The organism is Vagococcus salmoninarum, from assembly GCF_003987495.1.
Taxonomy (GTDB): Bacteria; Bacillota; Bacilli; order Lactobacillales; family Vagococcaceae; genus Vagococcus_D; species Vagococcus_D salmoninarum.
This window is the reverse complement of sequence record NZ_NGJU01000019.1, coordinates 50,827-75,738: the sequence shown is the minus strand read 5'-3', so window position 1 is coordinate 75,738 and position 24,912 is coordinate 50,827. Positions and strand designations below refer to the sequence as shown.

Sequence of the window (24,912 nt, the reverse complement as noted above, 5' to 3'; positions counted from 1 at the left end):
AGGCACGCCGCCAGCGTTCGTCCTGAGCCAGGATCAAACTCTCAATAAAAGTTTTGATAAGACCCGAAGGTCTCGCTCATTTTGTTTGCTAGCGAATTACTTCACTATATCAATTTTTCATAAAAAATTGTAAAATCTTTTGTGTGTTCTTCTACTAAAGAAGAACTATTACACATTTGGTTCGTCTTACTTTGTTCAGTTTTCAAAGGTCTACATATTGGCTCTTCGCCAACTTGAAATGTTGTTTTAGCAACTTATATATCATAACCTTAATCGTTGAACTTGTCAACAATTATTTTTATGTTTTTTGTTACTCGCTTATGATTGATTTCTTTGTCAGCGACAACTTTATTAGAATAACACAGCTTCGACTCACTTGTCAACAACAAGTTTTAAAAGTTTTTATTCATTTGTTGTCTCAAGAAGTTATCTCAGCGACAAGTAATAATATACCAAGACTAGCGTTAAAATGCAATCTTTTTTTCGTTTTTTTAAAAACTTATTTTTAAACCTTAGTTAATCGATTTTAACGGCGATCGCCACTCTCAATCCCCCCGTTCTTTTTTCAGTTGAATTTTAAGTCCATTATATAGTAGATAGCTGCTTTATTTCGCCTTTAATAGCTCAAATGATAAATTTAAGTTAACTTCTTGCGATTCCTTTGGGCTTCTAGTAATTCTTTGCTACAATTAAATTAAAATTAAGAACTAACTATATGGAGGTAACTAAGATGAAAATTTTAGTCGTTGATGATGACAAAGAGATTGTTGAACTACTAAGTATTTATATTCATAATGAAGGATACGAAGTAATTAAAGCCTATGACGGCAAGGAAGCTGTCTCAAAGATTTTAACTATTCCCGATATCGATTTAATGATTCTTGATATTATGATGCCAGTGATGGACGGCATGCAAGTCGTTAAAGAGCTAAGAAAAGAATCACAAATCCCAATTATTATGTTGACTGCCAAAACAACTGACATGGATAAAATTCAAGGATTAATCGCTGGCGCTGACGATTATGTGACTAAACCTTTTAACCCCCTTGAAGTAATGGCTCGGGTAAAATCTTTACTCCGTCGTACAAAATTACAAATTACTAGCCAAGAACCTGATGTTTTAGAAATCGGTCCCCTTGTTATTAAGAAAGATTCCCATGAAGTTAAAACCGACGAAGGCATCGAAATACAATTGACTGCTCTTGAGTTTGGAATCTTACATCTTTTAGCTAGTCATCCTAGTCGTGTCTTTAGTGCCGATGAAATCTTCGAACGGGTCTGGCAACAAGAAAGTTTAATTTCAGCGAAAACCGTCATGGTTCACGTCAGTCACTTAAGAGATAAAATTGAGGAAGCTACCGGGGGCGAAAAAGTCATTCAAACCGTCTGGGGAGTTGGCTATAAAATTGATGATAACTAATAAAAAGAAACAATCGTTGCCACGGACTTCCCGGATAAAATTAACGTCTAAAGAAAAAAGCGAACTTATTATAGAAGGAATCGCTACTATTATCTTACTAGTTTTACTTAACATTGCCATCTTATCAGTGGCTCGCTTATTAATCGAAGACAACACAACTATGGAAAATTTAATTTTCGGTATTAAGAGTGTCTTAGTAAAAACATTCTTTAGCACTGCTTTTTATTCATTTCGCAATGGGGCTTTAATCATTTTTATCATTTGTGATTTAATCGTGTTGTATTGGCGTTTAATTCGACGCTACCGCCAAATGCAACTTCGCCATATTATTAGTGAACTTCATTATATCGCTAATGGCAATTACGGCCACCGGATTCCTTTCGACTTAGCAGGTGATCTTGGCCGAGTAGTTGATAGTATTAACGGTTTAGTTGATAGCACTGTTGAAGCGATTGAAGAAGAACGTAAGATTGAAAAATCAAAGGACGAATTAATTACAAATATTAGTCATGACATTCGGACCCCTTTAACGTCGATTATTGGCTATTTAGGCTTAATCGAAGACCAACAATATCGTAATCAAGAAGACTTATTGAAATATACTCATACTGCTTACTCTAAGGCCAAACAAATGAAGTTATTAGTCGATGAACTTTTTGAATATACTAAAGTTCGCCAACCTAGCACCCCCCTAAATTTAATTCAATTTGACATGGCTCAGTTACTAGAGCAATTGGCGGTAGATTTTGAGTTAGACGCCTCTAAAAAAGGTGTGACTTTAAATGTTAAATCGACACCTTCGCCTTTTTATATGGAAGGGGACACTGAAAAACTGGTTCGTTTATTTAATAACTTGATTACCAACGCTTTAAAATACGGCAAACAAGGCAAGAAAATCATCTTAGCTGTTGAAAAAGTCGGCAGCGAAGCGATTATTACTGTCAAAAATGATGGTCCGAAAATTCCGGAAGCTTCCCTGAACCAGCTTTTCGATCGCTTTTACCGTGTGGAAGAGTCCCGTAGCCAAGAAACTGGCGGAACCGGTCTAGGGTTAGCGATTGCTCAAAGCATCGTTGTTTTACACGGCGGTTACATCTACGCTAAATCTGATGACAAATGGACTGCCTTTGTGATCCACCTGCCTTTGAAAAGAAGTTGATTATTTTAATCTGAATAAATTGCTATAAGCTAGATAATTCGTTAGAATTGATTATCTAGTTTTTTATTATGTAAGGAGACAACTATGAACACTAAACACCCTTTCACTCAGCTAATTGTCACTTTAGCCACATGTACTTTAATCTTCTCTACGAGCTTATTCAGCGTTGCTGTCGAAGCTGCTGACACTGATGATCTTTCCGCCCAAGCTGCGATTATCATCGATGGGGAGTCTGGGAAAATTTTTTATGAGAAAAACTCTGAGCAACCACTACCAATTGCCTCAATGACTAAAGTCCTTACTTTGTATCTGATTTTAGAAGTCATTTCCGAAGGGACAATTGCTTGGGAAGATCAAATCGAGATTAGTGATCATTTACTTAAAATCAGTCACGATTTAAGCCTTTCAAACATTATGTTTATCGAAGGTCGCACTTACTCTGTTAGAGACCTTTTTAACGCTAGTACGTTAATCTCAGCTAATGCAGCAATTACAGCTTTAGCCGAAACCGTTGCTGGCGGTTCTGAAGCTGACTTTGTTGATTTGATGCGAGCAAAAGTTACAAGCTGGGGCATTAATGATGCCTACCTAATCTCAACTTCTGGCATCAATAACGAAGATGCCCGTGGCCGGACCTACCCTGGTTCTGGCGCAAAAGAAGAGAATTTAATGTCTGCCAAAAGCATGGCGATTGTCGCTCGTCACTTGATTAATGACTTTCCAGAAATTTTAGACTTAACAAGTCAGCCTTCTGTCACCTTTTCCCCTGGAACTGACGAAGAAGTTGAGCTTTACAGTTCTAATTTAATGTTACCAGGCTATGCTTTTTACTTAGAAGGGGTTGACGGTCTCAAAACCGGCACAACCGAGTTAGCTGGAACTGCTTTTGCTGGTACGATCTTAAAAGATGACCAACGTTTAATTTCCGTTGTCATGCATTCCGATCCTTTTGATGAAGACCAAGGTAATCGCTTTGTTGATACTGCTTGGTTAATGAACTACGTCTTTGATAACTGGACTTATGGCTCTTTAACTGAAATGGGCAAAGAAATCGAAAGCCTGCCAAAGCTCGACGTTAGGAGGGGTAAAAAAGAAACCGTAACCGTCGTTAGCGACCAAACCATTAACACTTGGCTGCCTAACAACTTAGCTTTAAAAGACATTAAAACAACCCTTGCCCCAACTGCTAAAAGACTTGATAAAAATCAACATGTCAAAGCACCTGTCCATGAGAGCGAAACTTTAGCGACCTTAAATTTAACATTAACTGACCAACTAGGTTATCTAACTGATGCAACTGATACATATCAAGTCGGTGTTCTCGCTAATGAAGAGATTGAAAAAGCCAACTTATTCGTAACTTCTGGTCGCGCCATTAAAGCTTTTTTTAACCAATTATTCAGTTAATAATTAAAGGCAATTGTTGACATTTTCACGAATTTTAGGTATGCTAAATGAAATATTAATAGTAAACGTTTGGGAAATAGTAGGATAATTCACTTTTTCAGAGAGTTGGCGGATAGTGCAAGCCAATAAAGTTTTTATCAGAATCCATCCCAGTAAAGTAAATGGAGAGATAATTCATTTCGGTGGCTACCGTTAACAGCCTTTAATCAAGTGCAACATTTATGTTGAATTTGGGTGGTACCGCGAATTTTACGCCTTTTCGTCCCAAGGAGCTATGGCTCTTTAGGATGAGAAGGCTTTTTTATATTATAGAGGAGGAAGAAAAAATGTTAGACATTAAAATGATTCGTCAAAACATCAATACCGTCAAAGAAAAACTTGCCAATCGTGGCGTAGACAGTGAGACACTGGAACAGTTTATCACTTTAGATGAACGTCGTCGGCAATTGCTAGTCCAAGTGGAGGAAAAGAAAAAATTAAGAAACACGGTTTCTGAAGAAATTTCACAATTAAAACGCAACAAAGAAGACGCTCAAACAAAAATCACTGAAATGAAAGAAGTCGGCAGTCTGATTAAAGCTTTAGATGGGGAAATTAGCCAAATTGACACAGATATTACTTATATCGCTGATCGCTTACCTAATATCCCTCATGAATCTGTACCAGTTGGGGCCGATGAAGAAGATAACGTTGAAGTTCGTCAATGGGGAACACCTAAGAGCTTCGACTTTGAAGCTAAAGCTCATTGGGACGTTGCTGATGATTTAGGGATTTTAGATTTTGAACGTGGTGCTAAAGTTTCAGGTAGTCGCTTCGTCTTTTACAAAGGTTTAGGAGCTCGCCTTGAACGGGCGATTTACAACTTTATGTTAGACACTCACACAATGGAACATGGCTATCAAGAAATGATGACACCTTACATCGTTAATAGCGCTTCAATGTATGGAACTGGTCAATTTCCTAAGTTTAAAGAAGACGTTTTCCAATTAGCTGACTCTGACTTAACCCTAATTCCCACAGCCGAAGTCCCTTTAACTAACTATTACCGGGATGAAATATTAAAAGGCGAAGACTTACCAATCTACTTTACCGCTTTAAGCCCTTCTTTTAGATCTGAAGCTGGTAGCGCCGGTCGCGACACTCGTGGTTTAATTCGTCTACACCAATTTAATAAAGTTGAAATGGTTAAACTAAGTAAGGCCGAAGAGTCATATGCAGAATTAGATAAAATGACCGCTAATGCTGAAGCCATTTTACAAAAATTAAACTTGCCTTACCGCGTCTTAAGTCTATGTACTGGCGATATGGGCTTCAGCGCTGCCAAAACCTTCGATTTAGAAGTTTGGATTCCTGCTCAAGATGTTTACCGCGAGATTAGTTCATGCTCTAACTGTGAAGACTTCCAAGCGCGTCGGGCTAAAATTCGTTACCGTAATGCTGAAGGTAAACTTGAATTCGCTCATACTTTAAATGGCTCAGGTTTAGCTGTTGGCCGAACCGTAGCTGCCATTCTTGAAAATTATCAAAATGCTGACGGTAGTGTCACGATTCCTGATGTGTTAGTTCCTTATATGGGTGGTATAAAAACAATTACTAACTCTTAATTAGATAACAATTAACAGCTCTTCTTAATATTTTATTAAGAAGGGTTTTTTTGTTTACATTCAGGTGCCTTTTATTGCAATAAGGTAACAAACATATTACAATAGAAAGTATCAAATGCCATTAAAGGACGTCGTAACTATGACTAAACAAGGAAAAATCATCTTAGGTAGCTTAGGCTGCTTAGCTTTACTTATATATGGTTTTTATTTCATTAAAAACCAACAAAAACTTAAAATCGAAATCTTTGAAACTGCTGAAAAAAACATTATCAGTACGATTGAAAATCAATCTTCTCCAAAAAACAACCAATTAATAAAAACTAAAAAACACCAAACTGAAATTTTTATTTACCTTCCGGAAAACTCGCAAAAAGAGCCCTATCTTGAGATCAAAGCTGATTTGGAAAAAATTGCAGCTGAGCTTGAAAAAGAAACGAGTCAGGAGGTCGTCACTAAAATCGTTCTTGACACTCAAGAACAACCTCTTAAGGACAGTCTTTCTACTTACGTTTATACTCAGAAAGTTTACCAGTGGGTGCCACGAAAAGAGACTTGGCAAGAAACAACTAAAACTTTACCTAACAAAGTCCTAATTAATAAATTAACTAATAAAAAACTGACTTTAGGAGATGTTTTCACTAGTCAACAGCATTTATTAATGATTAACCGCCACATCCAAGAAGAACATTTAGCGAATTCTGACCAGTCACCAGAGGCCATCAATAAAATTCTCAACTTTCCACAATTTTTAGCGACAGAAACGAATTTTACTTTTTACGAGGACCATGTTCTTGTCCATTTACCAAACCAACCTGACTACCCTTTAAACTATCTTGATTACAGTCAATATGTAAATCCTGACTTAATTGCCGAAGAATTTGTCACCACTTCAGAAGAACCGCTCTTTGTTGCTAAAAATAAACAGATTGCCTTAACTTTTGATGATGGACCTGGGGAAAAGACGACACCTGAGTTACTAACACTTCTTAAAAAACATCAAGTCCCAGCTACCTTCTTTATGCTTGGGCAACAAGTTGAGAAATTTCCTAATATTGTGAAACAAATTAGCCAAGAAGGTCATGAATTAGCAAATCATTCTTATAACCACCCAGACTTAACAACCCTTAACCGGGAAGAAGTCCGGCAACAAATTAACCAAACTCAGTCGGCGATTTATCAAGCCAGTGGGGTTTTACCTAAATATGTCCGCCCCCCTTACGGCAGTTTTAATTACGAGACAGCTATTTCCATCGGCTTACCAATTATTAACTGGTCGGTTGATTCTTTAGACTGGAAATCAAAAGACGAAAAGAAAATTGTCGAAGAAATAATTAAAACAACTGAAGCAAATAGTATTATTTTAACTCACGACATCCATCAAGAAACGATTGATTCAATGGATAAAGTTATTACCGACTTAAAAAAAGACGGTTATGAATTTGTAACTATTTCAGAATTACTGCAAAATCCTGCAAAACCTTTAACTGTTCACTACGCCGCTAACGATCAACGACCTATTAATCCGAAAAAATAAAAGACTGACCCATCTAGGATGACAATCATCCCGATGAGTCAGTCTTTTTAGTTTATGATTCGACAGAGTAATTTGGTGCTTCTTTCGTAATGTGGACATCGTGAGGATGTGATTCTCGTAAACCAGCACCACTCATTTGCACAAATTGCGCTTCGTCACGTAAGAAAGCTAAGTCAGCTGCGCCAACATAACCCATGCCAGCTTTTAAGCCACCAATTAGTTGGAACATGATATCAGAGACACTGCCTTTATAAGCCACACGGCCTTCGATTCCTTCAGGGACTAGTTTATTTGCTTCATTCGTACTACCTTGGAAGTAACGGTCACTTGACCCTTTTTCCATGGCACCTAATGAACCCATGCCACGGTATGTTTTAAAACGACGGCCTTGATAAATTTCAAATTCACCAGGTGATTCGTCTGTTCCAGCTAACATACTACCTAACATGACTGCATGTCCACCAGCTGCTAAAGCTTTAACGATGTCGCCAGAGTATTTAATACCGCCATCAGCAATAATTGATTTGCCGTATTCACGGGCAACTTCTGCTGCATCATAGATCGCCGTCAATTGAGGCACACCGACACCAGCTACTACCCGAGTCGTACAGATAGAACCAGGTCCGATTCCCACTTTAACTACGTCAACACCAACATCATATAACGCCCGCGTGCCAGCTGCTGTGGCAACATTTCCCGCAATTAAAGTTGCTTCAGGGAAAGTGTCACGAATTTCTTTAATTTTACGAATAACCCCTGCACTATGACCGTGGGCTGTATCAATAATAATTGCATCCGCCCCTGCATCAAGTAAGGCTTGTGCCCGCTCAAACGTATCAGTTGTCACACCGACAGCGGCAGCAGCTAGTAAGCGACCATGCTCATCTTTAGCAGCATTTGGAAATTCAATGACTTTTTCAATGTCTTTGATTGTAATTAAACCACTAAGATGATTATCAGCATCTACGATTGGTAGTTTTTCGATTTTATGTTTTTGGAGAATTTTTTCAGCATCTTTTAATTTAGTGCCGACAGGTGCTGTGACTAAATCCTCTTTCGTCATTACTTGTTCAATTTTTTGTTGGTAATCAGTAATAAAACGTAAATCACGGTTCGTTAAAATCCCGACTAACTTACGGTTTTCCATAGTTTCAACAACTGGTACACCACTAATTCGGTATTTTGACATCAAGGCTTCAGCTTCAGCAACTAAATGATTTGGTGTTAAGAAAAAGGGATCAATAATGACGCCACTTTCTGATCGTTTTACTTTCCGAACTTCATCAGCTTGTTGAGCGATACTCATGTTTTTATGAATGACTCCTAGACCACCTTGACGAGCCATTGCGATTGCCATTTTACTATCAGTTACCGTATCCATGCTCGCACTCATAAATGGAATATTTAAAGTAATATTTTTAGCTAATTTAATCTTCATATCGACGTCATTTGGTAGGACATGACTTTCTGCTGGAATTAGCAACACATCATCAAATGTTAACCCTTTTTTCGCGAATTTAGTTTCCCAGTTAGACATTGTAACAAACCACTCCTCTGCTTTAATTTTACTTACAAACTTATCAAATAAATCACTATTAGTCAATGGTAAAGACTGATTTACTAACTTTTTATCATTGTTCTCTAAGGTTATAGCAAAAAGAGACTAAGAATCATTCTTAATCTCTCATTAGGTTGTTATTAGCTCCCTTTTAACGGGAGGCTAAGCTGCCTCGAATATTGAATTTTTTCTTCAAGACATACTGTGTTGCAAACCCGATTCCTGCTAGAACTAAATAAACAAAAGGTTCTAAGGTGACATTAATCGTCGGTGTAATTAAGGCTGACCCCATAAAGAAGACCATCCAAACTAACATAATTCCGACCATCATTCCCATCGATTTTAACGTACCTGGACGTTGACTTTGATCAGCGCCTGGTCGGTCATAAATATAAATCTTTTTATAAGCAACATAAAAAGCATAGCCACCAGTAATTGAAGCAATAATAATCGTTAAGATTCCTTGTTGCTGACCAGTCGCGTTGGCTTTACTTAATAAAGGTAGGGCACCTGATAACAGTGACAAGAAACCAAAAATCATTAAAGTATTAGCTAACCACATTTGTTTCCAGTTACTTTCTTTAGCTGGCGTCGGTGCGTTTAAAATAATATCCGTCCGCTCAGTGACTGTCCCAAATAGTTGGCGGGCAGTTTTTCCGGTTTTTTGACCAGCAACTAACTCGGCTAAAATACTGCTCAAGGCAATTGCTTGTAACTCATCTGATAAGTTACCAGCCACTAATGATTTTTTTAAATCAAAAATATATTGTTCGTTACGTTTTGTTAATTGAGCTTCTAATTCACGGTTTTGTGCAACCATTTCTCTTAATGCTAATTCTTCCAAAAACTTTCCCTCCTACTTGTTTAGCCCTATCAGGGAGTTAAACAATACGATCTAGGTTACAACGAATATTATACATTAAATCTAAATAACATAACATCCCCATCTTCAACGATGTACTCTTTTCCTTCAAGACGGACACGTCCCGCTTCTTTAGCAGCATTCATACTGCCATGCTCTTTCAAGTCTTCATAAGAGACTGTTTCAGCCCGGATAAAGCCTCGTTCAAAGTCTGTATGGATAATTCCTGCACACTGAGGAGCTTTCATGCCTTTAACGAAAGTCCAAGCACGAACTTCTTGAACTCCGGCTGTAAAGTACGTTGCAAAACCTAGTAAATCATAGGCTGCTTTAATTAATTGGTCTAAACCAGACTCTTCAATGCCTAAAGCTTCTAAGAAATCGTCTTTATCTTCATCGTCTAGTTCAGCAATTTCCTCTTCAGCACGAGCACAAATCACAATCACTTCAGCGTTTTCGCCAGCTGCAAATTCACGAACTAATTTTACGTAGTTATTGCTTTCAGCATCTGAAACTTCTTCTTCAGAGACGTTAGCCACATATAAAACCGGTTTTGTTGTTAATAAAAATAGATTTTTAACGTATTCTTGTTCGTCTTCTGTAAATTCAATCGTTCTAGCTGATTTTCCTTCTTCTAAAACCGGTTTGATTTTATCAAGAATGGCTAGTTCAGCTACGGCTTCTTTGTCTTTTGTGCGAGCGATTTTCGAAATTCGAGTATGACGTTTATCGACAGATTCTAAGTCGGCTAAGACTAATTCTAAGTTAATCGTATCAATATCTGCTAAGGGATCCACTCGACCTTCAACGTGGGTAATGTTTTCGTCATCAAAACAACGGACAACGTGACAAATCGCGTCAACTTGGCGAATGTGACTTAAAAATTTATTTCCTAAGCCTTCCCCTTGACTGGCCCCTTTAACGATTCCGGCAATGTCGGTAAATTCAAAAGTTGTTGGAACTGTTTTTTTCGGTTGGACTAATTCAGTTAATTTTTGTAAACGCTCGTCTGGTACTTCAACCATCCCAACGTTTGGATCGATTGTTGCAAAGGGGTAGTTAGCTGCCTCTGCTCCTGCTTTCGTTATTGCATTGAATAAAGTTGATTTACCAACGTTTGGTAAACCAACGATGCCTGCTGTTAATGCCATAGTTTACATTCACTCTTTCGTTTTTAATAGTTTCTTGTCATTTGCCAAAGGTCTAGCCTTCTTGCTTCTTCTCAAGAATTTTTTTCATCTTTTTATCAAAATCACGACGACTCAACATCACGATATGCTGACAATTTGTACATCTAATTTTTATGTCCATTCCCATACGAATAATTTCCCAAGCATTTGCTTGGCAAGCATGGGGCTTTTTCATTTCGACAACATCACCTAGATCATACATCTCTCGTCCCTCACTTATCTTTAAGCTTCATCAAAACTGATTTCTAAAATATCTAAAATCCGGGTTAAATCATCAGCTGAAAGGTATTCAATTTCGATTTTACCTTTGCCTTCTTTTTCTTGAATCAAGACTGAGGTACCAAATTTATCCATTAAGCGATCTTCACTTTCACGAATATAGTAAGGTTTTGGTAGTTGCTCTTTAGTTTTTTTCTTTTTAAGTTCTGGTTCTTTTTCGTCATTTAACTCAATTACTAACTGTTCTAATTGACGAACTGTTAAGTTTTCTTTCATTGCTCGCTCAGCAACTTCCATGATCAATTCACGGTTTTTCAAGCCAAGTAACGTCCGGGCTTGCCCCATTGATAACTCTTCTTGTTGCAGTAACTCTTTAACAGTCTCAGGCAACGTTAATAACCGTAAGTGATTAGCTATATAGGGCCGGCTCTTACCTAGTCGCTCTGACAGCTCCACTTGGGTTAATTTTAAATTCTTCATTAACATGTCGTAAGCTTCCGCTTCTTCTAAAGGACTTAAATCTTCCCGTTGTAAGTTCTCTAAGACCGCAATTTGCATCATCGCTGCTTCATCGAACTCTCTGACAATTGCGGGAATGGTTTCTTTACCAGCAATTTTTGACGCTCTAAAACGACGTTCACCAGCAATAATTTCATAGCCTTTAACATCAGACTGACGCACAATGATTGGTTGGAAAACCCCTGATTGTTTAATTGATTGGGCTAACTCTTGCAGAGCATCTTGATCAAAGGTTTTACGGGGTTGATAAGGATTCGGACGTAATTCAGTTAAATTTAACTCAACAATGACTTCCTTTTGGACATCCACTTCTTCTAAACTAGCAAAATCTTGAAACAACGCATCAATGCCACGGCCTAAACCTTTACTATTTTTGCTCATGTGCTAACACTTCCTTTGCTAATGCTTGGTAAACTTCGGCCCCTCTTGATCGTGGATCATAATCGATAATCGACAACCCATGACTTGGTGCCTCTGACAGTCGGACATTTCTCGGAATAATTGTATCGTATACCCGTTCTCTGAAGTATTTGCGCACTTCTTCCACAACTTCTGAACCAAGGTTCGTACGGGCGTCATACATCGTTAATAAGACCCCTTCAATCCGGAGTTCAGGATTGAAATGTTTTTGGACGAGACGAACGGTATTTAGTAACTGACTTAACCCTTCTAAGGCATAATACTCACACTGGACAGGAATCAAAATCGAATCACTTGCGGTGAAGGCATTAATTGTTAGGTGACCAAGTGACGGGGGACAATCAATTAAGATATAATCATACAAATCTTCAACTTCTTTGATTGCTAATTTTAACCGTGATTCTCGGGCCATCATCGGTGTTAACTCGATTTCTGCCCCAGCTAATTGAATCGTCGCTGGTACGATATCTAGTTGGTCTCTCGTTGTATGATGAATCACATCAGCCATTGGATGTTCATTCACTAAGACATCGTAAATATCTTTATCGACATCAGATTTTTTTATGCCAATACCACTTGTTGCATTTCCTTGAGCATCAATATCTATTAAAAGGACTTTTCTGCCGTAGAACGCAAGGGAAGCACCTAAATTTACTGTTGTTGTGGTTTTGCCAACGCCACCTTTTTGATTAGCCACCGAAATAATCCGTGCCATGCTTTTTCCTCCGCTTCTATCTTACAATTTACTTGCTTTTTTTGATTGTTTCTCAATATTCCTATTGTATCATAAAACAGCATTTTTTTCTTCGTTCATTCTTAAGGTATCATGCTATTTCAGAGGGTTTTTACTCGGCGTTCCAGGTTTTCTCGGATACTTATTTGGGGTTTCTTTTTTCTTATCAATTTGAATAATGTACCGTTGATCCTCGGTAATCGGTAGTGTCACATCAACTTCCCCGACAAACTGACCTCCAAGGGTGGCAATCGCCCCTTTAGCTTCAATTAACTCTTCATCACTTTTAGCTGCTTTCATCCCTAAGAATGAGCCACCTTTTTTAACAAGGGGCAGACATAATTCACTTAAGACGTTTAGTCGGGCAACGGCACGAGCTGTGACAAAATCAAAGCTCTCACGGAATTCTTGATTCTGCCCGAAAGTTTCTGCTCGATCGTGATACAGAAAAACATTAGTTAAGCCTAACGCCTCACTTAAAGTATTTAGAAAAGTAATCCGTTTATTTAAAGAATCAACAATTGTAATTGACATCTGTGGGTAAATTATTTTTAAAGGAATACTTGGGAAACCTGCACCTGAGCCAACATCACACAGACTGTAAGCTGATTCCTTAAAATCGTGAGAAAAAGCCAATGTCAATGAATCATAAAAGTGTTTTAAATAGACTTCTTTTTCCTCCGTTATTGCCGTTAAATTCATTTTTTCGTTCCATTCAACGAGTAACTTAAAGTAAGTCGCAAATTGTCCCATCTGCCCCTCACTTAAATCGATACCTTTAGCTGCCAGAGCAACTTTAAATTCTTCAGGAGTCATCTCTTTATCCTTCCTTTTCTCGTGAAACATAAATTGTTTCACAGCTTTCTTTGTCTACTTTAACTTAATTCCTAGGGAAGTGCAATGCTTTTACTTCCTTTCTGCTTATTTATTTAGTGGTTTTTTTGACACTCGTCATTTGACTAACAAAAAGTAAAAATATCACAACAGGAGAACACTTAATATAGAAGGACTTGATCTTAACACACAAAAAAAGAGCAGATTTCTCTGCTCAAATTATCATTAATTTATGACGGCACGTTACTATCGTAACAGCCTTGGTTAGTTAAGTCTTACTTGTTAGGTACGTTACGTAAGGTCCAGCGGATTTCCCCAGTGTAACTCGCCGCTTTTGCTTGTCCCGCCTTAACTTTTAAGCGAATGCCTTTTGTTTCATTCCAACCTTCTGATAAGTTAACAGCATTACCATCCTCAGTTGTCCGAGCTTCAACAACTTGCTCATCTTTTGTTAATTTAAGATCAGTTTGGCCATTAGCATAGTAAAGAGACTCATCCAGAACGCCTAGGCTTGATGTTAATTCCGTAATAATCGCCGCCGTTACTTCCCAACTATTTCCCGGACTACGATTATCTTGAACGATTAGTGCCTCGCCTTCAAGTTCATTAACACCATAGGTTTCAGCTTTATGTGAGATAAGTAAATCTTTACCAAAATCAAGCGTCGTTGGCGCTGAGATAAACTCTAACATGCCTGCTTCAATTTCATTGGCTAGTTCATTAGAAGTTAATTCTTTAATGACTAGTGACTCTTCCCCTAGAGTCACCTCACTATTAACTCGACCTGAGCTTTTGATGATTGCGCCAACTTCCGTTTCTTTTTTTACAGTTGTTTGATAAGTTAGATTAACCGTCTTTTGGATGGCTACATCTTTCGCTGTTAAATCGCCGGTAATCATCTTCGACACTTCATCATAAGCTCCTTGCCCAATGACTTTCCCCTCATTGTCTAAGACTTGAATATTAGAAATATTTTCTAATTCCTCTGGGAGTTTCAAAGCAAAGTTAGCCTTAGCGTAGTTTCCTTGAACTTCATTTATCGAATCGAGACTGTTAAGACTTAAGGTATAAGTCAATTCCTCTCCTTGCTTCACCTTAATCCCCTCAGACAACTTCTTACCATTACTATTCGTTCCCTCATGCTTCAATTCAAAACCTTTGCTAACTTCTAAATAAGTAAAGGTAACCTGTTGGTCTTCGATTTGGTAATCCCCTTCGACTGGACCTTCTGTTTCAACTAAAACATAACCGGGAATTTCTTTCGGTTCGATCTTTGGGTAAGGTGTCTCGACTTCACCAGCCAGAATGTCTTGATCAGCCAGTTCTGTACCTTCTAAATCTACATAATTAACTAAGACACGGCCCAAGACAGCTTCCTCAACATAAATATCATATTCTGTTGTTTCAGTGTAAGCCGTACCCTCTTTATCTTTACCGCTAGCACTCGCTTTATTAGTTAGTGTTTGACCTTTAGCGTCTGCTTCAATAACCGTTTCATAAATCAACGTCTTCCCTGAATTTTTCGGAATGTCGATATTAGAGATGGTAATCTTACGGGTCAAATCACTGTAAACTTTTGACACATCGTAGTCTTTAATCTCTCCTGTCGCGTCATCTTTTAAGCCGATTTTTGATGGCTTAGCTAACCCTTTAGGCAATGTATCTTCTAATTTAATTTTAGTGAACGGATCTTTCTTAGTTGTTAATTCGACTGCGTATTCATAGTTATCCCCTACAGTATTCATCTCACTGTTAGTTAAATTTTGACCTGTTTTTTCAATTTTTAATTGGTCGATCATTTCAATCGTTACATCATAAATCACTGTGACTGACTCGCCAATTCCTAGCTTCTCACGAGGCCAAATTTGATAAATCGCTGTATCCCCATTTTTAAATAAGGTCAGACCTTCTGGTGCTAACAATTGGCTCTTATCTGGTGAAGCTAGATTTAAGAAAACCATTTTAGGTGATAAATCATAGCTAATACCTTTATACGATGTCGCTCGGCCGTCACCTTTCATCAAGTAACTTAAAAAATAACCTTCACTTTCAATTGAGACACCACGGCCTTCGCCTAATGACTTAATAGGCACTTGGTCATTGTCAGCTAACTTTGTATCGACAACTTTATACGGGTAAAAATCTGCTTGATTAAAAATCCCTTTAGAAGCGTTCGTCAATGTATAGCGATGTTGAACGACACCAGGTTTTATACTAACCATTTCAATTTTAGCATTGATTTCACTTGAACCAACAGTTGCGGTACTTTTAGCTTTCGCTATAATTGCTGGAAATCCATCAACAGTTCCTTTTTCACCGTTCTCAAAGAAAATCGAGACTGGATCATCTGGATTTTTCGGGTCAATAAATTGAAAGCCCGGTGTCGTTGTTAAATTACCTGTTCCGACAATCCCATAAATATGATCAATGGTCCTACCAAAGCGTACGTTAGGGACACCTGGATTCGTTATTCCAAAACGTAATTTACCAGAAGCCTCCCACTTACCTACTTCTGGTAAGAGCATCGGCCCAATTTCTCCACTATTCGAAAAATCACCAGCCTCATCACTTATATTGCTAATTTCTTCGGCCTTAACTTGACTCCCACTAAAATTAACTGTTATCGCTAAAAATAGAGCAATCACTATTACCGCCCAATATTTTTTTTTACTAATGCCCTTAATCATTATTAAACTCCTTCTTCCTTCACTTAAGCAGTGTCAACCTCCTAGCTTATTAAACCTATTCGTCTATTGGCCACTCTAGGTATTTTTTTCACTATTTTTTTTATTTTTTCTGTTTTTTCTCCCCATGATTAACAGCATTACGAGTGATGCAATTAATAAAAGACTTATAACAATAACTAACAGATAGAGCCAATTATTATTTTCTTCAATTGATACATCTTGCTTATTTAAAGCTTTTGCCTTTTCCGCAGTTACGGTGAACTCTTTAGTAAAATGCCACTTGCCACTATCAGAAACAACATCTAAAGTCAGCTCGTATGTTCCAGCTTTTAACTTGTCTCCTTCTAAAGGTATTGGGAAATCAACATTAGAGTTAGGCGCAAATTGCAAGTTTTCTTTTTTAATTGAATACAAGCTTTCCGTTTTACCTTTTTTAGTAACCTGACCATCTATTTTAATTTTATTAAGATATTTTGGTAGCGGGTTTTGTAAGTTAGCAACAATGACGTTTCGGTAGTTTAACTGATCTGGTTGAACACTATTTAGTAGCAACTCACTAGTAATGTCTTTTTGTAACACATTTCCTTGGAGTAATAAGGCGACTACGTAAGCATATTCATTTTTTATCGCTAATCCTTGGTCTTCTTGCTGCTCTTCTTCACCCTCATTAGGTTTTTCTTTAAAAGTTAACCCTGAAGCTAAGACACCTGGAAACTCCGGATTGATTGCCTTAATTTCAATTCGAATAACATCTTCACTGTTCGGTTCTAGAACTTTCTCTTTATCCAGGACAGTTACGATGTCTTCGATATTAATCTTTAATGACTCGTCTGTGTTATTTTCATTTTCGCCATACTCAACAATCCCGTTTACGTTCGTTGTTGCACGCTTCAAATCGGTCTCAATTGTGACAACCTTTTCAGTCCGGTTAGCAACTTTCAATTCCAAAATTTGTTTTTTTTGATTCAACACGTTGAGATCAAAAAAACTTTCAGATTGGTCTCTTTGGTTTTCTGGAATAACTGGTGAAATCCCGAAATTCAACTCTGAAGCCTTCGCTCCTAAACTAAAACTGAGACTGAGAAAAACTACACTAACTAGCAAACCAACTATTTTCTTTGGCAATTTCATCATTGTTTCCTTTCGCAGGTGTTTATGCAATAGTTAAACGCCCTAATAAATTTTACGTTGCGAGGGAGGTTTTTATACTCCTGGGATCGCACTTAATGTCCAAACTAATGTCGCTTCATATTTTTTTTCTTTTAATTTAACGGCTCTTCCAGGAACTTTTAGTTCAACCCCTTTAGCCATAGTCCCCTCATCACCCATACGATAAACCCATGTGCCAGCCCCTTCTCCTTGGGTCGCTGCCATCAACATCGTATGCTCACCATTAACTGGTAAGGTCAGTGATGTCGTGACGTGACTTGGTTTTTTAGAAACGGAATTAGTCGCAATTTGGCCCAAATTAAACGTTAATTCTGCTCCTGCGATTTCACGTTCTCCCGCTTTAAATTGATCTAATTGGGCGACCTCAAGTGACCAGCCCGCTTCCGTTCCCCTAACGTCTGTTACTTGAACGTAAGACGGTTTTGGAATTTGGTTGCCTTTTTCATCGATAACCATTTGTGGTGCTGCATAATAAATTTCATCTGTTGCACTAATAATTTGATCGCCAAAGCTAAAGCTTGAAGCATAATCTAAACTAAGTGGCCCCGCTGTTCCTGGTGCGACAGGTTTCCCTGGATTTGTTGGATCAATCGGTGTGACTGGATCTTCCGGATTAATCGGATCTACCGGCGGCACTATGCCCCCTTCTTCCGGATCGGCTGCTCTAAAAGTCACGATGCTTTTACTCGTATAAGTACTGTCACCAGCAACTCCCTCTTCTCGGGGAGTTGCCATGACAGTCACGGAGCTAACAAGTAATAAACTTAGAGCGCTAAGCCCTAACTGTTTTTTAAATTTCATCATTTGCTATTTCTCCATTTCTAAAAAACTCTGATTTTGATTACTGTTCTGGGTCTGGCTCTTCACCATTACCAGGTAGAACGCTTAAAATCCATGTTAATGATGTTTTATATGTATCTTTAATTTTTGTTGTTTTACCTGGAATATTTAACATAACACTTTCTTTCATTGATTTTTCATCACCTAAAAGATAAACCGTTGTTCCAACACCCTCTTTAACTGCCGCTTCAACTAAGACTTGAGTTGCTCCTGGAACTAATTCAAGATTAGCTGTAACTGTTGATGGGTTTTTAGATTCTGAAACGGTATTAACTTGACCATTAGTAAAGACAATTTTGGCACCATTTAATTCACGATTATCAGTTGCTGCTTGAAATTGCTTTTCTTGCTTAACTGACAAGTTCCAACCAGCTTCTGTTCCACGGCTATCTGTTACTTGAGCATATAGCGGACGCTCGATAAATTTACCTGGGTTAGCTGGATCTTTAGCTAATTGAGGGGCAGCGTAGTAAGTCATATCAGTTGGCACGATTAGTTGTTCACCAAAATTAAATGATGAAGCAAAATCTAAACTCAAAGGACCACTTGTTCCTGGCTCGACTGGTTTTTCTGGATCAATCGGATCTACTGGATCGATTGGGTTTTCTGGATCAATTGGGTCTACTGGATGTACCGGTGGAGTCGTTCCTGTTCCGTCATCAGATTTAAAGATAATTTGACCAATTGTGTTACGGACTGCGGGCTTGCCTTCTACTGCACCAGGTCCGCCTTCAGCTGCGACAGCGACAACGCTACCTAAAATTGATGTGCTTAATAATAATGTTGCTAATGTGATTGTTAATTCTTTTTTCATAAGTTAATTTCTCCTCTGTTATATATAGTGATTTAGACTTTTAATACGTATTTTTTATTCTTCAATTCCCGGTTCAGAAGGACCTTCACCGTTAGCTGGTAGCGTACTTAACTGCCATGTTAATGTTGTTTCATATGTATCTTTTAGTTTAGTCGCTTTACCTGGGACGTGTAATTGGACACTTTCAGACATTGTTTTTAAGTCCCCTAAATGGTAAATATGTGTTCCAGCTGCTTCTCCAGCTTTCGCCTCCATTAACAAGGATGCTGCGGAACCAGTCGCTACTAATTCAACATTTTTTGAAACAGTTGAAGGTGAACCAGATTCCATCTCTGTTGATGTCTGTCCATTAACAAACTTAATTTCAGCACCATTTAATTCTTTTTTATTAATTTTCCCTTTAAATTGACCATTTTGTTTCAATGATAATGACCAACCTTTTAATTCTCCGCGGCCATCAGTTACTTGAGCATATAAGGGACGTTCTTCAATTGAACCATCTTCAACTTTAAAAGCTTGAGGTTTAGCCATATAAACTTTATTCTCTGATGTAATTTTTTGTTTACCAAAGTTAAATGATGAGGCAAAATCTAAACTCAAAGGTCCAGGTGTTCCTGGCTCAACTGGTTTTTCTGGATCTTCAGGATCAATCGGCTGACCTGGCTCTCCTGGATTAATGGGATCTGTCGGTCCAATCGGCTCATCGTTAGGTTCAAATGTAATGACACCTTCTGTTTTACGCTCTTTTGTTTCAACATCTCCTGGGGCAGCCAATACTTGTGTAGATCCTATAATTAAGCTGCTCAACAATAGACTATTAATAATTGCCTTTTTTTTCATAAATAACTCTCTCCTTTTTATACTATCTATATAACTAAAAGTGCCTATCATGTGCCAAAGCCCTGAATAGAGTCACTATTAATTCTTACTAATAAACTTAATAACTACTCTAAATACATGTCGACTTACTGAGCCTTTGCTTATCTTTAAATTTGTGGATTGTTAAGCCAACTAGCAATAAACCTAATGCCATCAACATACTCATCAGCCCTTCCTGTTTGGCTCCTGTTTGTGGTAAGTTTGGTTTTTGCTCAACTGGCGGCTGCTCTATTTCCTCCTCTGAACTACTCTGGAAGACGTAAACTCCTTCAAAACCGACACCAGCATTGCCGCCGTACTCTCCTCCATCATCAGTAGCCATTGCTACTTGATTAGCAAAGGTTCCTATTATCAGAATCACAACTAGCCATTTGAAAAACGTTTGCCCTTTACGAATCATACAACACCTCCCCTCATTAGTTTCTGCCTCCTCAGCCCTATCAAACTACTAGACCTCAGAGACTCAACTTATGTTATTCGCTACTTTGAACTTTGACCGGTCCTGATTTTAAATACTTATGAATCGACCCTAAAGAGACATTCAATTCTTCTGATATTTGGCGAAAAGAGTATTGATTTTTTCGCAGTGCAATAATTTGCTCAATTAGCTCGCTGTCTAAACGTGGTCTACCTAACTCATGACCTAAATCTCTAGCTCTCCCAATCGCTACTTTGACTTGCAATGAACGGACATCATGAGTGACTTGTAAAAATAAATTAGCCTGACTGTAAAAAGAAGGCTCCGCCGCTGTATCGATTTCTTCCATCAAACTGATGATTCGAATATCTAGTTCTTCGAACATGTTAAGCCACTCGCGAATATTTGGTGACGACCACAGAACCGAAAGTTTAATAACAACTAAAGTATCTCCTTTTTCTAATTTCTCACACATTCGTTGAAATTCGGTAAAATCACGAATGTCTCGTCTTTCGATAATTAATTCTTTGTACTTAATTTTGCTAAATGTTGTGAACTGTTCTAACATATTAGTTGGATAATCCACTCTAGCGTAACAATATACTGTCATTTTTTTCCCCTTTTTTATATTTTATTGAACAGATAATCCGCCTTTAAATCTGACTATTTTTACACTATTAGACTTTTCCCATCAAAGACTATCTTTGTGAAATCGCAATCAGTTTTTTCTCAACCTTTTTACCAAAGCAGTTATTCCCCTGACACTAAAGCTCCATATCTTTTATTAACTAAAGACACACACTATAATAACTTTCACAAAATTTCTTCAATATCTATTCTTCAACATCAAAAACAGACAATAAAGATGTTTATTAATTGAACCACTTTTTATATTAGTGATTCATCATTTGGTTATAATAGCATGATTGATTATAAATCAACTTGTCAGATTTTTTTCTAGACTTGTTTTTTTTGACGTCATCATGTTATTATCAATAATAACGTACTAAAAAAAAACGCTCAAATGTCACTTAACACTTGCTAAAAGAAAGGAATTATTCATGAAAGTTTTGCTTAATATAACAACTCAACGTCACTTAGCTCTTTTAGAAATGCTGTACTATAACAAAAAATGGTTTCCTTTAAAGGAAGTTTCAACTACTTTAAACTGTTCTGAATCAATTATTCGAAAAGATGTTGAACAAATAAATATTCACTTTGCCCCTTTTAAAATTATGCACCGCTCGAAAACAGGGATCATGTTAGATATTCCAGCTGAATTGACTATTGAGTACATTTATCAAACAATTTTAACGACTAGCCTCGAATTCACGCTACTAGAAACACTCTTTTTTAACCCTAAAATGAATGCCTCCATGTTAGCTGAGACCCTTTTTATTAGTCAATCAACACTTGCTCGAACGATTACTCGTTGTAACAAAACTCTGCGTTCATGGCATATTCATATTTCTTCTGCTCCACACAGTATCGTTGGGGACGAATTACAAATCCGCAGCTTTTTCACCCATTTTTTTCAAGAAAAATACAGCCTAGTCAATTCTCCCCTTAGCCCAGAGATTACTAGCGGCTTCCAGAATTTACTTTTAACGCAACTCGAACCTTTAGGCCTTAAGTTAAAATTTTCTGAAATTGAATTATTAACTTTCATGTTTTTAACTATTTGTACACGGGTAAAGTTTGGAATGCTACTATCTTTTCCAAATGATGATGTTAAAAATCACCCATGGATTGACCTTTTTCTATCAGATAAGACGTTCTCTCTCTTATTTAAAAAAGAATTCAAGCGCTCATGGAATGCCGTCATTATTGAGCAAATTTTTTATCCCTTTCTCAAAGACACTTTTTTCTTTTCCATCACTGAATTAGATTTAGCTGCTGATTTATCAAAAGACATTCAGCAACGTTTGGATCGCATAAAGAGCTTAATACACTCTTTATCTACTAAAATAGCCACGCCTATTCCAAACAAAAAAGAACTCGTTTTAATTCTCTATAACTACCACTTGTTCTTTATCGGAAATAATCACGTCTTGTTCGATAAACGGAAGAATTATGTATTAACCTTATCTGAAGAGTACCCTCAAATCGTCTCATTGATGAAACAAACTTTACTGGACTTTCAATTTCATGACCATTTTGAATGGTCTGAAGCGGCACTCAATGAAGCTATTTATTTATTAACAACTAACTGGGAAAATTTTATAACGAGTATTCATAAAAAGTTGCCTTTTATTTCAATTTTAATTTCATGTACTTTCGAACATCAACATGCCCAACTACTTGAACAGTTACTTGATTTACGAGTAACTAATAACACTAAAATTACCATTAGCCAAGCCCAAACAATTCCCGAACATCTCGAGGAATTAGATGATTATGACCTTGTATTGATTAATACTGATAAAATCAAATCAAATCATCCCCACCTACTATGTATCAATCCTCTACCAATATTTAGAGACTGGCTAAAAGTTCGTAATTCATTAATTTCTTTGATTGAAGAAAAATCTCAAAAATTAATAAATTGATCCCTTTGTTCCCAAAAAATGGTTAAAACCTCTCATTCTAAAAATAATTTAAGCAGACAGCCTAGCTCAATTATTCAAAAACTTTTGTTCAATAAATAAAAAAATCGACTTCAAGCGACATTCTTTTCAGAATTCGTTTGAAATCGATTTTTTTCTTGTTAAAAGTCAGCACCTTTTTTGTGGATTGACGGTTACTTTTTCTTTCTAACACGACCTTGTTCTAAGTAGACCATTAAAATACTAATATCTGCTGGATTAACCCCGCTAATCCGGCTTGCTTGAGCAATGGTTTCCGGCTCGATTTTAATTAGTTTTTGCCGAGCTTCTGTTGCTAAACCGTTGATTGCTTCATAATCAATATTGTCTGGAATCTTTTTAGCTTCCATCCGTTTTAACTTTTCAACTTTATCTAAGGCTTTTTTAATATAGCCTTCGTATTTCAGTTGAATCTCAACTTGTTCAATCACTTTCCGCGATAAAGGAACTTCTGGCTCTGGAATAAAGGCGGCCATCTCTGTATATGATATTTCTGGCCGTTTCATAAAATCAGCCGCTAAAATGCCATCTTTTAATGTGGCTGTTTCTTTCTTTTCTAAAAAGGCTTGAATTTCTGCGGTTGGTTTTAGACGGATCTTATATAACCGTTTTAATTCATCTGTGACCGCTTGACTCTTAGCTAAATAATTGGCGTATTGCTCTTCCTTAACTAAGCCAATTTGATGGCCTTTTTCAGTCAAACGTAAGTCAGCATTGTCATGACGTAAAATTAAACGATACTCTGCTCGTGACGTTAATAAACGATAAGGCTCATTCGTTCCCTTCGTCACTAAATCATCAATCATGACACCAATGTAGCCATCACTACGATCTAAAATTAAAGGTTCTTTCCCTTGAATTTTTAAAGCTGCATTAATTCCTGCCATTAACCCTTGGCCACCAGCTTCTTCATAACCACTTGTACCATTCGTCTGGCCAGCAGTATATAAATTTTCAACTAATTTTGTTTCTAAAGTCGGCCGTAATTGGTGAGGTACAACTACATCGTACTCAATGGCATAACCACTACGCATCATTTCGGCTTTCTCTAAACCTACGACCGAATGAATCATTTTATGTTGGACGTCTTCTGGTAAAGAAGTCGATAAACCTTGGACATAAACTTCTTCCGTGTTTGCCCCTTCTGGTTCTAAGAAAATTTGATGACGAGGTTTATCACTAAAACGCACAACCTTATCTTCAATCGAAGGACAGTAACGAGCCCCTACCCCTTCAACAATCCCCGTAAACATTGGTGCCCGGTGGAGATTTTCCCGAATCACTTCGTGGGTCTCCTCATTCGAGTAAGTTAACCAACAAGAATACTGCTCTTGGTTATAAGCACTATCTGGTGTAGCAAAACTAAAATGATTAGGGGCTAAATCTCCCGGTTGCTCTTCGGTCACAGAGTAATCAATTGTACTACTCTTCACTCGTGGCGGTGTCCCAGTTTTAAAACGATCAATTTCAAAGCCTAAAGATTTTAAGCTATCGCTGAGCTTTAAAGAAGGTTGAGAATTATTCGGTCCTGAGGAATACTTCAATTCACCAATAATAATTTCACCTTTTAAGGCTGTTCCCGCAGTAATAATGACTGCCTGACTACGGTAGATTGCTCCAGTTGATGTCACAACCCCTTGGCAAATATTATTTTCAACTAATATTTCGTCGACTAAACCTTGACGTAACGTTAAGTTTTCTGTTTGCTCAATTGTTTGTTTCATCGCTTCAGCGTATTTATTTTTATCAGCTTGGGCTCTTAAAGCTCGAACAGCTGGCCCTTTACCTGTGTTTAACATCCGCATTTGAATATAAGTTTTATCAATGTTTCGGCCCATTTCCCCACCTAAGGCATCAATTTCTCGGACAACGACCCCTTTAGCTGGTCCACCTAAAGAAGGGTTACATGGCATAAAGGCAACCATGTCTAAATTTATTGTTAATAATAAGGTCTTACTACCCATACGAGCGGCAGCTAAAGCGGCTTCAGAACCTGCATGGCCTGCGCCAACAACAATGACATCATAAGTTTCTGCTTCATATTTTTCCATCTAGTGACT

The 24,912-nt window shown here is 37.6% G+C and carries 20 protein-coding genes, 2 pseudogenes and 1 other annotated feature; of the genes and pseudogenes, 7 read left to right on the top strand and 15 right to left on the bottom strand.

Translation table 11 applies throughout. From position 1 onward, the window contains the following. Positions 1-730: 730 nt before the first annotated feature. From croR to CBF35_RS11895, 6 genes and pseudogenes are all read left to right on the top strand, one after another. The gene (croR, locus tag CBF35_RS11915) at positions 731-1,420 is read left to right on the top strand and encodes a response regulator transcription factor CroR (protein WP_126781476.1); all 690 of its coding nucleotides are present in this window, start codon (positions 731-733) and stop codon (positions 1,418-1,420) included. Then, positions 1,410-1,542 (top strand): annotated as a pseudogene (locus CBF35_RS15160) (sensor histidine kinase); the annotation flags it as partial. The gene croR and the pseudogene CBF35_RS15160, both read left to right, overlap by 11 nt. A 143-nt stretch (positions 1,543-1,685) precedes the next feature. Continuing rightward, positions 1,686-2,579, top strand: a pseudogene (locus CBF35_RS11910) (sensor histidine kinase); the annotation flags it as partial. 84 nt (positions 2,580-2,663) lie between these two features. After that, positions 2,664-3,986 (top strand): serine hydrolase, encoded by a 1,323-nt coding sequence (locus CBF35_RS11905; RefSeq protein ID WP_126781474.1) that lies wholly within the window; start codon positions 2,664-2,666, stop codon positions 3,984-3,986. A gap of 62 nt (positions 3,987-4,048) precedes the next feature. Beyond that, positions 4,049-4,256: a binding site (T-box leader), on the top strand. Positions 4,257-4,312: 56 nt separating this feature from the next. Continuing rightward, on the top strand, positions 4,313-5,590 hold the full coding sequence (serS, locus tag CBF35_RS11900; RefSeq protein ID WP_126781473.1) for a serine--tRNA ligase: 1,278 nt from the start codon (positions 4,313-4,315) through the stop codon (positions 5,588-5,590). A gap of 139 nt (positions 5,591-5,729) precedes the next feature. Then, positions 5,730-7,124, top strand: coding sequence for a polysaccharide deacetylase family protein (locus CBF35_RS11895; protein WP_170174795.1), 1,395 nt, complete (start codon positions 5,730-5,732; stop codon positions 7,122-7,124). Positions 7,125-7,176: 52 nt separating this feature from the next. Here the strand turns inward: CBF35_RS11895 and guaB are convergent, their stop codons facing one another. The 14 genes from guaB to CBF35_RS11825 all read right to left on the bottom strand — a co-directional run bounded on the left by guaB (position 7,177) and on the right by CBF35_RS11825 (position 20,877). Next, the gene (gene guaB / locus CBF35_RS11890; protein ID WP_126781469.1) at positions 7,177-8,661 is read right to left on the bottom strand and encodes an IMP dehydrogenase; all 1,485 of its coding nucleotides are present in this window, start codon (positions 8,659-8,661) and stop codon (positions 7,177-7,179) included. Between the two features lie 172 nt (positions 8,662-8,833). Continuing rightward, positions 8,834-9,526, bottom strand: coding sequence for a DUF1129 domain-containing protein (locus CBF35_RS11885; RefSeq protein WP_126781467.1), 693 nt, complete (start codon positions 9,524-9,526; stop codon positions 8,834-8,836). A 68-nt stretch (positions 9,527-9,594) separates the two neighbouring features. Then, a complete protein-coding gene (gene ychF, locus CBF35_RS11880; protein ID WP_126781465.1) occupies positions 9,595-10,695 on the bottom strand; it encodes a redox-regulated ATPase YchF in 1,101 nt (366 codons plus the stop codon). A gap of 52 nt (positions 10,696-10,747) precedes the next feature. Continuing rightward, positions 10,748-10,936 carry a DUF951 domain-containing protein gene (locus CBF35_RS11875; RefSeq protein WP_126781464.1) on the bottom strand — a complete coding sequence of 63 codons (189 nt, stop codon included), beginning with the start codon at positions 10,934-10,936 and terminating at the stop codon, positions 10,748-10,750. A gap of 20 nt (positions 10,937-10,956) precedes the next feature. Then, entirely contained in the window at positions 10,957-11,853 is an 897-nt protein-coding gene (locus CBF35_RS11870; RefSeq protein WP_126781462.1) for a ParB/RepB/Spo0J family partition protein, read from the bottom strand. After that, positions 11,840-12,607, bottom strand: a complete 768-nt coding sequence (locus CBF35_RS11865) for a ParA family protein (protein ID WP_126781460.1) — start codon at positions 12,605-12,607, stop codon at positions 11,840-11,842. The genes CBF35_RS11870 and CBF35_RS11865 overlap by 14 nt, the downstream gene beginning before the upstream one ends. Positions 12,608-12,721: 114 nt before the next feature. Then, positions 12,722-13,441, bottom strand: a complete 720-nt coding sequence (rsmG, locus tag CBF35_RS11860; RefSeq protein ID WP_126781458.1) for a 16S rRNA (guanine(527)-N(7))-methyltransferase RsmG — start codon at positions 13,439-13,441, stop codon at positions 12,722-12,724. Positions 13,442-13,734: 293 nt separating this feature from the next. Then, entirely contained in the window at positions 13,735-16,146 is a 2,412-nt protein-coding gene (locus CBF35_RS11855; protein WP_126781456.1) for a MucBP domain-containing protein, read from the bottom strand. A 75-nt stretch (positions 16,147-16,221) separates the two neighbouring features. Beyond that, the gene (locus CBF35_RS11850) at positions 16,222-17,277 is read right to left on the bottom strand and encodes a WxLIP family cell surface protein (RefSeq protein ID WP_170174794.1); all 1,056 of its coding nucleotides are present in this window, start codon (positions 17,275-17,277) and stop codon (positions 16,222-16,224) included. Between the two features lie 72 nt (positions 17,278-17,349). Beyond that, positions 17,350-18,120, bottom strand: coding sequence for a WxL domain-containing protein (locus CBF35_RS11845; RefSeq protein ID WP_126781452.1), 771 nt, complete (start codon positions 18,118-18,120; stop codon positions 17,350-17,352). A gap of 37 nt (positions 18,121-18,157) precedes the next feature. Then, positions 18,158-18,970, bottom strand: coding sequence for a WxL domain-containing protein (locus CBF35_RS11840; RefSeq protein WP_126781450.1), 813 nt, complete (start codon positions 18,968-18,970; stop codon positions 18,158-18,160). Between the two features lie 54 nt (positions 18,971-19,024). After that, complete coding sequence (locus CBF35_RS11835; RefSeq protein ID WP_126781448.1) at positions 19,025-19,810, bottom strand: WxL domain-containing protein; 786 nt, start codon at positions 19,808-19,810, stop codon at positions 19,025-19,027. A 109-nt stretch (positions 19,811-19,919) separates the two neighbouring features. Continuing rightward, entirely contained in the window at positions 19,920-20,249 is a 330-nt protein-coding gene (locus CBF35_RS11830; protein WP_126781446.1) for an LPXTG cell wall anchor domain-containing protein, read from the bottom strand. A 73-nt stretch (positions 20,250-20,322) separates the two neighbouring features. After that, positions 20,323-20,877 carry a serine integrase family protein gene (locus tag CBF35_RS11825; RefSeq protein WP_126781444.1) on the bottom strand — a complete coding sequence of 185 codons (555 nt, stop codon included), beginning with the start codon at positions 20,875-20,877 and terminating at the stop codon, positions 20,323-20,325. A gap of 451 nt (positions 20,878-21,328) precedes the next feature. Between CBF35_RS11825 and CBF35_RS11820 the strand changes: the two genes are divergently transcribed. After that, positions 21,329-22,816 carry an AcpB/EbpR/MafR family transcriptional regulator gene (locus tag CBF35_RS11820; RefSeq protein WP_126781442.1) on the top strand — a complete coding sequence of 496 codons (1,488 nt, stop codon included), beginning with the start codon at positions 21,329-21,331 and terminating at the stop codon, positions 22,814-22,816. 191 nt (positions 22,817-23,007) lie between these two features. Here CBF35_RS11820 and mnmG read toward each other — a convergent pair whose 3' ends face one another. After that, complete coding sequence (gene mnmG / locus CBF35_RS11815) at positions 23,008-24,903, bottom strand: tRNA uridine-5-carboxymethylaminomethyl(34) synthesis enzyme MnmG (RefSeq protein WP_126781440.1); 1,896 nt, start codon at positions 24,901-24,903, stop codon at positions 23,008-23,010. Positions 24,904-24,912: the final 9 nt, after the last annotated feature.

Bases quoted from the DNA above. Each gene is read 5' to 3' on its own strand.
- croR (WP_126781476.1), top strand. From the start codon at position 731: ATGAAAATTTTAGTCGTTGATGATGACAAAGAGATTGTTGAACTACTA.
- CBF35_RS11905 (WP_126781474.1), top strand. From the start codon at position 2,664: ATGAACACTAAACACCCTTTCACTCAGCTAATTGTCACTTTAGCCACA.
- serS (WP_126781473.1), top strand. From the start codon at position 4,313: ATGTTAGACATTAAAATGATTCGTCAAAACATCAATACCGTCAAAGAA.
- CBF35_RS11895 (WP_170174795.1), top strand. From the start codon at position 5,730: ATGACTAAACAAGGAAAAATCATCTTAGGTAGCTTAGGCTGCTTAGCT.
- guaB (WP_126781469.1), bottom strand. From the start codon at position 8,661: ATGTCTAACTGGGAAACTAAATTCGCGAAAAAAGGGTTAACATTTGAT.
- ychF (WP_126781465.1), bottom strand. From the start codon at position 10,695: ATGGCATTAACAGCAGGCATCGTTGGTTTACCAAACGTTGGTAAATCA.
- CBF35_RS11875 (WP_126781464.1), bottom strand. From the start codon at position 10,936: ATGTATGATCTAGGTGATGTTGTCGAAATGAAAAAGCCCCATGCTTGC.
- CBF35_RS11870 (WP_126781462.1), bottom strand. From the start codon at position 11,853: ATGAGCAAAAATAGTAAAGGTTTAGGCCGTGGCATTGATGCGTTGTTT.
- CBF35_RS11865 (WP_126781460.1), bottom strand. From the start codon at position 12,607: ATGGCACGGATTATTTCGGTGGCTAATCAAAAAGGTGGCGTTGGCAAA.
- rsmG (WP_126781458.1), bottom strand. From the start codon at position 13,441: ATGACTCCTGAAGAATTTAAAGTTGCTCTGGCAGCTAAAGGTATCGAT.
- CBF35_RS11855 (WP_126781456.1), bottom strand. From the start codon at position 16,146: ATGATTAAGGGCATTAGTAAAAAAAAATATTGGGCGGTAATAGTGATT.
- CBF35_RS11850 (WP_170174794.1), bottom strand. From the start codon at position 17,277: ATGAAATTGCCAAAGAAAATAGTTGGTTTGCTAGTTAGTGTAGTTTTT.
- CBF35_RS11845 (WP_126781452.1), bottom strand. From the start codon at position 18,120: ATGATGAAATTTAAAAAACAGTTAGGGCTTAGCGCTCTAAGTTTATTA.
- CBF35_RS11840 (WP_126781450.1), bottom strand. From the start codon at position 18,970: ATGAAAAAAGAATTAACAATCACATTAGCAACATTATTATTAAGCACA.
- CBF35_RS11835 (WP_126781448.1), bottom strand. From the start codon at position 19,810: ATGAAAAAAAAGGCAATTATTAATAGTCTATTGTTGAGCAGCTTAATT.
- CBF35_RS11830 (WP_126781446.1), bottom strand. From the start codon at position 20,249: ATGATTCGTAAAGGGCAAACGTTTTTCAAATGGCTAGTTGTGATTCTG.
- CBF35_RS11825 (WP_126781444.1), bottom strand. From the start codon at position 20,877: ATGACAGTATATTGTTACGCTAGAGTGGATTATCCAACTAATATGTTA.
- CBF35_RS11820 (WP_126781442.1), top strand. From the start codon at position 21,329: ATGAAAGTTTTGCTTAATATAACAACTCAACGTCACTTAGCTCTTTTA.
- mnmG (WP_126781440.1), bottom strand. From the start codon at position 24,903: ATGGAAAAATATGAAGCAGAAACTTATGATGTCATTGTTGTTGGCGCA.